The 9,927-nt window shown below is 49.7% G+C and carries 13 protein-coding genes; all 13 read left to right on the top strand.

Annotated features, from left to right (window positions below; translation table 11 throughout):
- The first annotated feature begins 123 nt into the window (after positions 1-123).
- Positions 124-639: an HAD family hydrolase gene (locus Q0R17_RS09290; protein ID WP_293934347.1), complete on the top strand. Its 516-nt coding sequence runs from the start codon at positions 124-126 to the stop codon at positions 637-639.
- The gene (gene lptC / locus Q0R17_RS09295; protein ID WP_293934350.1) at positions 639-1,217 is read left to right on the top strand and encodes an LPS export ABC transporter periplasmic protein LptC; all 579 of its coding nucleotides are present in this window, start codon (positions 639-641) and stop codon (positions 1,215-1,217) included. Before Q0R17_RS09290 ends, lptC begins: the two co-directional genes overlap by 1 nt.
- A complete protein-coding gene (gene lptA, locus Q0R17_RS09300) occupies positions 1,195-1,695 on the top strand; it encodes a lipopolysaccharide transport periplasmic protein LptA (RefSeq protein WP_293934352.1) in 501 nt (166 codons plus the stop codon). The genes lptC and lptA overlap by 23 nt, the downstream gene beginning before the upstream one ends.
- Positions 1,692-2,417, top strand: coding sequence for an LPS export ABC transporter ATP-binding protein (gene lptB, locus Q0R17_RS09305; protein WP_293934353.1), 726 nt, complete (start codon positions 1,692-1,694; stop codon positions 2,415-2,417). Before lptA ends, lptB begins: the two co-directional genes overlap by 4 nt.
- A complete protein-coding gene (locus Q0R17_RS09310; protein ID WP_293934354.1) occupies positions 2,418-3,794 on the top strand; it encodes an RNA polymerase factor sigma-54 in 1,377 nt (458 codons plus the stop codon). It begins immediately after the preceding gene.
- 24 nt (positions 3,795-3,818) lie between these two features.
- Positions 3,819-4,145: a ribosome hibernation-promoting factor, HPF/YfiA family gene (hpf, locus tag Q0R17_RS09315; RefSeq protein ID WP_293934357.1), complete on the top strand. Its 327-nt coding sequence runs from the start codon at positions 3,819-3,821 to the stop codon at positions 4,143-4,145.
- 105 nt (positions 4,146-4,250) lie between these two features.
- Positions 4,251-4,724, top strand: a complete 474-nt coding sequence (locus tag Q0R17_RS09320) for a PTS sugar transporter subunit IIA (RefSeq protein WP_293934360.1) — start codon at positions 4,251-4,253, stop codon at positions 4,722-4,724.
- Positions 4,705-5,649, top strand: coding sequence for an HPr(Ser) kinase/phosphatase (hprK, locus tag Q0R17_RS09325; RefSeq protein WP_293934363.1), 945 nt, complete (start codon positions 4,705-4,707; stop codon positions 5,647-5,649). Before Q0R17_RS09320 ends, hprK begins: the two co-directional genes overlap by 20 nt.
- Positions 5,646-6,494, top strand: a complete 849-nt coding sequence (gene rapZ / locus Q0R17_RS09330; protein ID WP_293934364.1) for an RNase adapter RapZ — start codon at positions 5,646-5,648, stop codon at positions 6,492-6,494. The genes hprK and rapZ overlap by 4 nt, the downstream gene beginning before the upstream one ends.
- Entirely contained in the window at positions 6,487-6,927 is a 441-nt protein-coding gene (locus Q0R17_RS09335; RefSeq protein WP_293934366.1) for a NusG domain II-containing protein, read from the top strand. The genes rapZ and Q0R17_RS09335 overlap by 8 nt, the downstream gene beginning before the upstream one ends.
- Positions 6,902-7,426 (top strand): Gx transporter family protein, encoded by a 525-nt coding sequence (locus Q0R17_RS09340; protein WP_293934369.1) that lies wholly within the window; start codon positions 6,902-6,904, stop codon positions 7,424-7,426. The genes Q0R17_RS09335 and Q0R17_RS09340 overlap by 26 nt, the downstream gene beginning before the upstream one ends.
- A gap of 310 nt (positions 7,427-7,736) precedes the next feature.
- Positions 7,737-8,345, top strand: a complete 609-nt coding sequence (locus tag Q0R17_RS09345) for a flavin prenyltransferase UbiX (protein WP_293934371.1) — start codon at positions 7,737-7,739, stop codon at positions 8,343-8,345.
- On the top strand, positions 8,342-9,927 hold a 1,586-nt coding region (locus Q0R17_RS09350), incomplete at its 3' end, for a glycosyltransferase family 39 protein (protein ID WP_293934372.1). The genes Q0R17_RS09345 and Q0R17_RS09350, both read left to right, overlap by 4 nt.

A 9,927-nucleotide genomic window follows, 5' to 3' on the forward strand; every position in this document is an offset into this window, starting at 1 on the left:
CCGGTTAGCCTGAGTTTATTGAAGGCATTAGACTGTTTTATGCTTTTGTAAGGCCATTACAAACGCTCTTTTTTGAGTTTGCTTGAGCAAGAGACATAATCAGGGATGAATAAAGGAAAAATAATGACAGATAAAGCCAAAGCGGTTCGCTTAATGATTTTTGATGTTGATGGTGTAATGACCGATGGCAGCCTGTTTTACAGCGATAGTGGTGAAGAGTTAAAAGCATTTAACTCATTAGATGGCCATGGTTTAAAAATGTTGAGCACCAGCGGGGTAAAGCTAGCCATTATTACCGGCCGCACTTCTAAGCTGGTTGAAAAACGCGCCAAAGACTTGGGTGTAGACTACCTCTATCAAGGCGCTCACGATAAAGGCGTAAGCTTTGAAGAGCTATTAAAGGTTGCTGGCCTTAGCGCGGATGCCTGCGGTTATATGGGTGATGATGTGATCGATTTACCCGTGATGCGTAGAGTGGCCTTTGCCGTAGCCGTGCCTGATTCTCCACAATTAGTGCGTAAATATGCTCATTACATTAGCGGTAGCCAAGGCGGCCGTGGTGCTGTGCGTGAAGTCTGTGAATATCTAATGCAGGCGCAAGGCACATTTGATGCCGCTATGGCGCCGTACCTCGCCTAATGGCTGTTCGTGGTACTACTCGCCTGCTGCCCTTGGCTTTGGTGTTGCTGCTGGGCGGGTTAACTTGGTTGCTTGATAGAGCAGCTACCTTGCCTAGTACGGCATACGCGGTGAATTCTGATCAACCAGACATGTTGGTTGATAGAGCCACCGCTGTGCGTTTTGGAGAGGATGGCCGTCCTGTTTCCCAGCTTACTGCCACTCATGTTTCTCATTTACCTGCGGGTGATATCACATGGCTAGAAAATCCTCACTTGCGCTATACCGCGCCAGAACAACCCCGTTTGGATGTGACTGGCGAGCGGGCTAAGTCAATTAAGCGTGGTAGTGAGGTTTGGTTTCCTGGGCCGGTTAAAATGGTGCGCGCTGCCAGTGGCACACAGGCCGAGTTAGTCATTAATGGCCGAGATATGCAGGTTTTACCACAGCAGGGCATTGCCAGCTCAGATGCCCCTGCCCATGCCGTAATGGGCACTTACGTTGTTGAGTCGGTGGGTTTTATTGCTAATTCTAATACCGAAACACTGGAACTTAAATCTAAAGTCAGGATGAGCTATGAACCGCTTCGTAACCCTTAACACCGTATTATTGTTTTTGCTTGCTAGCCCGGTGCATGCAGAAAAAACCGACCGCGAAAAACCTATTAAAATTGCCGCTGCAAATTGCGTGATGAATCAAAAAACCCAGGCCAGCGTTTGCACCAATGATGTGGTGCTGACTCAAGGTACGCTAAGCATTCGTGGCGATAAACTCTCCGTGCGCCAAGATGAAGCGGGCAACCAGTTTGTGACAGGCAATGGCAGCCCTGTGCGGTTTCGGCAAAAAATGGATGGCGGTAACGAGTGGGTGGATGCAGAAGCACAGCGCTTTGATTACGACGGGCGTACTGGCATTCTTAAGTTGTTAGATAAAGCTTGGGTGAAGCGGGGCGAAGATCAAATTTATAGCGATTTAATCACCTACGATCTAAACAATGAAGCCTACCAAGCGCAGAGTAAAACAGAAGGTGGCAGGGTGAATATCGTGATCAATCCGAAAAAGGCTCCCGCTCCATGAGTAGTTCTTTACGCGCAGAACAGCTAGAAAAACGCTACGGCAAACGTACCGTAGTGCGTGATGTCACTATGGAAATTTCTAGTGGCGAAGTGGTTGGCTTGCTAGGCCCTAATGGCGCGGGCAAAACCACTAGCTTTTATATGTTGGTGGGTTTAGTTGCGATGAATGGCGGGCGGATTATGCTCGATGGCGAGGATATCGGCCATTTACCCATTCATCAGCGGGCACGGCAAGGTTTAGGTTATTTGCCTCAGGAAGCATCTATCTTTCGTAAAATGACGGTGGCGCAAAACATTACTGCAGTGCTAGAGCTGCACTGCAAAAATCGTGTTGAGATTGATACTCGCCTCAATGAGCTGCTCAATGATTTACATATTGCCCATTTGCGGGATGCTGGTGCGATGGGCTTATCAGGTGGTGAGCGGCGGCGGGTAGAAATTGCCCGCGCACTTGCAGCAAACCCACGCTTTATCTTGCTGGATGAGCCATTTGCAGGGGTAGACCCGATTGCCGTGATGGATATTCAACGTATTATTGGTTTTTTAAAGCAACGTGGAATCGGTGTGCTCATCACTGATCATAATGTGCGTGAAACCTTAGGTATTTGTGATCGTGCTTACATCATCTCGGAAGGTGCGGTGATGGCGTCAGGTGTTCCAAAAGATATTGTGGCTAATGAAAGTGTGCGTCGAGTGTATCTCGGTGAACATTTCCGTATGTAAATGAAACAAACCCTGCAGCTGCGGCTTTCCCAGCAACTAAACCTCACGCCACAATTGCAGCAGGCTATTAAGCTGCTGCAGCTTTCTACGCTTGAGTTTCAGCAAGAGCTTGAGCAGTACCTAAATGACAACCCTTTGCTGGAGCGTGGCGAGGAAGCCCCCGCAGGGGAAGTTGAGCAGCCCGAGCCACAGTGGGAAATGGGTGGGGATGATGATGGTTTGCGCTGGGAGGGTACGAGTCATGGTGGCTCAGATGACGACGATGATTTTGACCCCGCCACCAATATTGCGCGTGATTTAGATTTACGTGAATACCTGCTACAGCAAGCAGGCCTGCTGCAACTGCCGCATCGGGATAAGTCTTTATTATTGATGTTAATTGAAGCTTTGGATGATGATGGTTTTCTTTCCCAGCCCTTAGATGAAGTCTATTCTCAGCTGCCAGAGGAACTTATCCAAGATTATGAACTCGAACTTGATGACTTAAAGATTGCTTTAGTCCGCTTACAGCACTTAGAGCCCTTAGGCGTTGGTGCTCGGGATACTGCCGATTCATTATGCTTACAGTTGCGCCAAAAACCGCCGAGTGCCGCTAAAGATTTAGCCTTGAAAATTGCCCAAAATTCACTCGATTTATTAGCTGGACGGGACTACACTAAGCTTAAACGAGCCTTTAAATGCGAGGATGCTGAGTTAAAAGCTGCACAAGAATTGATTGTAAGTTTAAACCCAAGGCCGAGTGCACAGTGGTCTGTAACCTCGCCAAGATATGTAAGCCCCGATGTGGTTGTGCAAAAAATACGCGGGGTTTGGCGGGTTAGATTACACGATGCATCCATGCCAAAATTACGCGTGAACCGGCTTTATGCAGATATCTTACAAAAAGGCGATGGTGCTCATTTAGCCCGCGAGTTACAAGAAGCGCGTTGGTTAGTAAAAAGTGTGCAGCAGCGTTTTGATACGATTTTACGAGTAGCAACAGCGATTGTAGAGCGGCAGCGGGCATTTTTTGAACACGGTGAAGTGGCGATGCGCCCTTTGGTGTTGAGGGATATCGCAGAAGAGCTCGATTTACACGAATCAACTATTTCTAGAGTCACCACGCAAAAATACATGTTAACGCCGCGTGGTTTGTATGAGTTTAAGTACTTTTTTGGTAGCCATGTAGACACAGACGCCGGTGGCGAATGTTCTGCAACCGCTATCAAAGCTTTGATCAAGCAGATGGTGCAGCAAGAAGATAAGAAAAAACCTTTAAGTGATAGCGTATTGGCAGAAGCATTATCCGCCCAAGGTATTGTGGTAGCGCGTCGTACCGTTGCCAAATACCGTGAGGCGTTGCAGATTTACCCAGTAAGTCAGCGCAAAAGTTTGTAAGGCCCCAACGGAAGGAGTAACCCTATGAATTTGAATATCAGTGGCCATCATCTTGAAGTAACCCCATCCATTCGTGAGTACGTGAACAGTAAAATGGAGCGGGTTATCAGGCACTTTGATAATGTGATTGACGTTAATGTCATCCTCTCCGTGGAGAAACTGCAACACCAAGTTGAAGCTACCGTTCATGTTCGCGGACGCGATATCCACGTTGAAGCAACGGATGAAAATATGTACGCAGCGATTGATCTTTTGGCAGATAAACTTGATCGTCAAGTTGTAAAGCACAAAGAAAAATCAATGGATCATCGCAACGAATCCATCAAACAGCATCAACCTAGCGCTGAATAAAGCGATTTCTTTCACCTTAGCGGGAACCGGTTTATTCGGGTTCCCGTTTTTGTTTTCAAGCTACGGCGCTACAATAGCTGTCGTCCTTGTTTTGGTCTGCCTACAATGAGTCTGATCGCCCAAATTCTGCCAAGCGGCAATGTCTTCCTCGATATGGAAGTCGGCAGTAAAAAACGTATTTTTGAACAAGTAGGGATTCTATTTGAAAATAGCCACGGCATTGCCCGTAGCGTTATTTTTGATAGCTTGTTTGCTAGAGAAAAACTCGGCTCCACCGGCCTTGGTCAAGGCGTGGCTATTCCACACGGGCGCATTAAAGGCCTAAAAGAAGCAACCGGTGCTTTTGTGCGTTTAGACGAGGCCATTCCTTATGATGCGCCCGATGGCAAGCCGGTTTCCTTGGTGTTTGTCTTGCTCGTGCCCGCACACGCTACCGATTTGCACTTACAAATCTTGTCTGAATTAGCTCAGCTTTTCTCAGACAAAGTATTGCGTGAGAGCTTGCTGGCAGCAACGGAGCCAGGGCAAATCTGGAAGTTAATCAGCACTTGGGAGCCTTATGCCACAGATTTCAGTTAGACAACTTTTTATTGATAACGCCGAAAAACTGCGCCTAACCTGGGTTGCAGGGCAATCTGGCGCAAATAATCTGTTATCTAATGATGCGTCTGAGCAAAAGCCAACCCTGTCTTTAGTCGGCCACCTGAATTTTATCCACCCCAACCGCATTCAGGTGCTTGGGGTGGCAGAAACGGTTTATTTGCTGCAGCTTAGCGTTGAGGCGCAAAGAGAATCACTCGCCCGATTGTTCTCAAATGAAATGGCGGCGGTGATTGTGGCCAATGGCCAGATTGTGGGCGATTGCCTGCGCGAAGCTTCCGAGCGCTTTCATGTGCCGCTGCTCACTTCACCTGAGCAATCTCCCTATCTGATGGATGTGCTGCGCTATTACCTATCAAAAGCGCTGGCGGTTTCGACACATCTGCACGGGGTGTTTTTGGATGTGCTCGAAGTGGGTGTACTGCTGACGGGTGAATCATCGATGGGTAAGAGCGAGCTGGCGCTGGAGCTGATCTCGCGTGGGCATGGTCTTGTAGCCGACGATGTGGTTGAGGTGTATCGCACCAATCCAGAAACGCTGGAAGGACGTTGCCCACCGATGTTGCGCGATTTTCTGGAAGTGCGCGGAATTGGCGTGTTGAATATCCGCACTATTTTTGGTGAAACGGCGGTTAGGCCGCGTAAAACCTTAAAGCTGATTATGCATTTGGCCAAGGCGGGGGCAGAAAAGCTGGCCCCGATGGATAGGTTGCAAATGCAGGCGGCCACGCAGGATATTCTGGGCGTGCCGATCCGAAAATTAGTGATTCCTGTGGCGGCCGGTCGAAATTTAGCGGTCTTGGTTGAGGCTGCGGTGCGTAATTATATTTTGCAATTACGCGGCATCGATTCCACGCGTGAATTTATTGAAAGACATCAAAAATTTATGGAGATGGGCGAATGAGTCGTCAGCAGCTCATTTTGCTATCTGGCTTATCAGGGGCGGGTAAAAGCGTTGCACTTAAATCTCTAGAAGATTTAGGTTATTTTTGTATCGATAATCTGCCCGCGCCTTTATTACCGCAGACGGTGGCTTTGCTGGATGAGGATGGTTATCCACAAGTCGCTATTTCTGTGGATGTGCGCAGCGCACATAACTTTGCCAGCTTCCCCAATCATCTAGAAGCCCTGCTTGAGTTTGGGCTAGACGTGCAAATGCTGTTTTTAGAAGCCAATAATGAAACGCTAGTGAAGCGGTTTTCTGAAACGCGGCGCAGCCATCCCTTATCCAGTGGTGAATTAACCGTTAGCGAGGCCATCGCCCTAGAGCGAGAGATGTTGGCTGATTTCTCTGAAGTGGCTCATCGTATCGACAGCAGTGATTTATCCGCCAATCAGCTGCGCAGCTGGATTCGCCAGTTTGTGGCCTTAGATCGCTCCCAGCTTACTGTGATTTTTGAATCTTTTGGCTTTAAGCATGGCTTGCCACTTGATGCTGATTTTGTGTTTGATGCCAGATGCTTGCCTAATCCTTATTACGACAAAGCCTTGCGCCCGCTTACGGGTAAAGATCAGCCAGTGATTGATTTTTTGCAGCGGCAAGCGGTGGTTGGGCGGTTTCAAGAGCAGATCAAAACCTTTATGCAAGCATGGTTGCCCGAGTTTGAAGCAGATAATCGCAGCTATATTACGGTGGCGATTGGTTGCACAGGCGGCCAGCATCGCTCGGTTTATTTAGCGGAGCAATTAGCCCAACACTTTGCTGAGCATAGGCAGGTGTTGCTCAGGCACCGTGAGCAGCATGGCTAAAATAGACGGCGGTGCAGGTACTGATTTTCTCCCTCGCCCGCTTATGGGAGAGGGAAGAGGGAGTAATAAAATAATGCGGCCAGGTGACTGGCCGTTTTTTTGTCTAGCTTTGTCCTTGGTGGCCTATCTAGCGGCATGGAGCTGGCAGCAGGATGGTGCCACGCGGGTACGGGTCTACCAAGAGGGCAAAATCTTTGCTGAAGTAGATTTAAGTGCAGAGCGAAAGTTACAGGTAGCAGGCCCACTTGGAATGACCTTAATTGAGATTAAAGCGGGCCGAGTGCGAATTAGCGCCGACCCAAGCCCTCGCCAATATTGTGTGCGAATGGGCTGGTTGGATCAGGCGGGCCAAATGGCGATTTGCTTACCCAATCGAATTAGCATTGAGCTTTTAGGTGCTCGCCCTCATGACTTCGACAGCCTCAGTTACTGAAATCCGCCTTAAGCCCAGCTTGGACGATGTACGCATTGCCCGTTATGCCGCGCTAGCTATTGCGCTATCAGTATTAGAGGCGGGCATTCCTTCGCCTATCCCAGGGATTAAACCTGGGCTGGCTAATATCATCACCTTGATTGCTTTATGGCGCTTTGGCTGGCGGGATGCGGCATGGATTTGCCTGCTTAGAATTATGGGTAGTGCCATTGCCTTAGGCGGATTTCTATCGCCAGGCTTTGCTATGAGCCTAACGGGCGGGCTATGCAGCTTGCTGGCACTTGCGCTGGCTTCTGGCTTGCCTAAGCGCTGGTTTGGCCCAGTAAGCTATTCCTTGCTGGCGGCATTTGCGCATATGGCAGGGCAGCTATTATTGGCGCGGCTCTGGTTGATTCCGCATAATGGCATCATCCATCTTGTCCCCATTTTTGCGGCTGCGGCGCTGGTGTTTGGGCTGGTAAACGGCGTGATTGCAGCAAAGCTGCTGGCCCATGAATAAATTCAAAAAAATCTGAGAACAGAGAGAAGAAAGAATGCAAATCACATAGAAAGAAGCTTTTTGCTTTCAGTTAACAAAGATGCTTCAGCTTAATATTGAGAGAGCAAAATCTTGAATCACAGCGTTTCACAGAGGAAACGATAGATTCGATGGTTTTCTCTGTGGCTTTTGCGTCTTCGTTTTGCTCTGTGGTTTAAGGCTTAGCGCTCTATCAAGGTTAACTGAATAATTTTGCTAATCGGGCTAGGTTTTCTCTGTGTTCTCTGAGTCTACAGACCTTTAAGTATTTCGCAGTTTTAATAGGTTTCAAATGAAAACAATAACATTGGCTTTTACTGGCGCATCTGGCCTGCCTTATGGCCTGCGCACGCTGGAATGCTTGCTGGCGGCGGGTTGCACCGTGCATGTGCTCTATACCCAAGCGGCGCAAATTGTGGCTAAGCAAGAGCTGGATGAAACTTGGCCTTCGCGTGCGGCCGATCTGGCGGTGCTTTTTCGCCAGCGCTATGGCGTTACTGATGAATCGAAGCTGCAAGTTTTTGGCCAGCAAGAATGGTTTGCCCCTATGGCATCCGGCTCTAATCCAGGTGACGGCATGATTGTTTGCCCATGCACCATGGGCGCTTTATCGGCGATTGCGGTGGGCGCTTCGGATAATTTATTAGAGCGCGCTGCGGATGTGATGATTAAGGAAGGCAAAAAATTAGTCGTTGTTCCACGTGAAGCACCTTTTTCGGTGCTGCATCTGGAGAATATGCTTAAGCTGGCTCGGCTAGGTGTGGTGATCCTGCCGCCTAATCCGGCTTTTTATCACCACCCTAAAACCATCGCCGATTTAGTTGATTTTGTGGTGGCAAGGATATTGGATCAGTTCCAAATTCCGCATCAGCTGATGAAGCGCTGGGGGGACAAGGGATGAGTTTTAGAGTTAACTGGCCCATTTGGAAAACGGCTTGTTTGGCCTTACTTGCACTGTGGTTCTGGCCCTCGTTCGCCCCGCACGATCCTTGGAAGCCTGATGAAAGCTATATCCTTGGCCTAGTTTATGAATACACGCTGCGGGATAACTGGCTGGTGCCGATGCTGTCTGGCGAGCCTTTTATGGAAAAGCCGCCGCTATTTTTCTGGACGGCAGCTGGCTTCTCTCGTTATGTATTTACTTGGCTGCCTGTGCACGCGGCGGCAAGGCTGGCCGCGGCATTTTATATAGCGCTGACTTTTATCTTTGCCGCTCTGGCCTCAGGGCAATTTGCTGCCCGCAGCCGATCGAATAATCCATCGCAAGCCGCATGGCTCACCGCCATTTTGCTGGCAGGCACGTTGGGCTTGGTTGGCAATGGCCATCATATCCTGACCGATAGCGCCTTATTTGCCAGCTTTGCCATCGCCCTCTACGCATTCTCTATCTTTCCAAACCGGTCACTCGCCAGCGGCCTGCTGCTGGGCACTGCTTGGGGAATGGCGTTTTTAACTAAGGGTTTATTGGGGCCGGGCTGCCTTGGTTTGGCGGCTTTGCTGCTGCCGATTGTTGATCGCACTTACCGGCAAAAAGCCTATTTACTGACGCTGAGCATCGCTCTGCTGGCCGCACTGCCCTGGTGGCTGATCTGGCCATGGCGCTTATGGCTGGCCTCGCCCGAGTTATTTCACACTTGGTTTTGGGTGAATAATCTGGGGCGCTTTCTGGGGCAGAATAATCTTGGCCCGGAATACGAGCGGGGCTTTTATCTAAAGATTCTGCCTTGGCACGCCTTCCCGCTGATTCTTTATCTGCCGGTACTGTTTTTCCGGCAGCGGCTGGACGCATTTAAAAACGCCGCCCCGGCAGCGCTGCTGTGTATTCTGACTTACACCATCTTGTCGCTGGCAAAAACCTCGATGGAGCTTTACGCCGTGCCCGCCGTCGTGGCGTTTGCCGTATGGATGGGCGCACAAGCATCCAGCGTCCCCGCCGCCTTCGAGCGCCGCTTTGGCCTTGTAGCCCTGTGCTTAGTAGCCGTCAGTGCCTTACTACTTTGGTGGGCATGGGCCGCCCTCTATTTCGGCCTGCCCTTGCAAGCTCGCCTGCTGCATTTCTTACCGGGTTTTGCAGAAAAGCCAAACTGGCTGGGCGTGCTGTCCGCACTCGCACTCACCATTATCGTGTGGAGTCTAGCCTGGCGAGCGCCGCAGTGGGCCAAGCACCAAGGCGCAGTGCGCTGGCTGGCCGTGCTGGTCATGAGCTACGGGCTGGTCTTTAGCCTGCTGCTATCCGGCTTAAATTACAGCAAAAGCTATAAACCCATGATGCTGGATTTAGCTACTCAGCTAGATAAAACCCAGTGTCTAGCTAGCTTTGGTCTAGGTGAGCACGAAAGAGGCAACTTCCACTACTACACCACAATGAGGGTGGAACGCTTTGAAATAGGCCGTGGCAAAGAATGCCCGCAGCTATTAATCCAAGGCAGCATCATGCCTGCGAATATTGGCGAATATAGCCTGTTGAAAAAAACCACAAGGGC

Source organism: Iodobacter sp. (assembly GCF_025352645.1).
In the GTDB taxonomy this organism is placed as follows: Bacteria; Pseudomonadota; Gammaproteobacteria; order Burkholderiales; family Chitinibacteraceae; genus Iodobacter.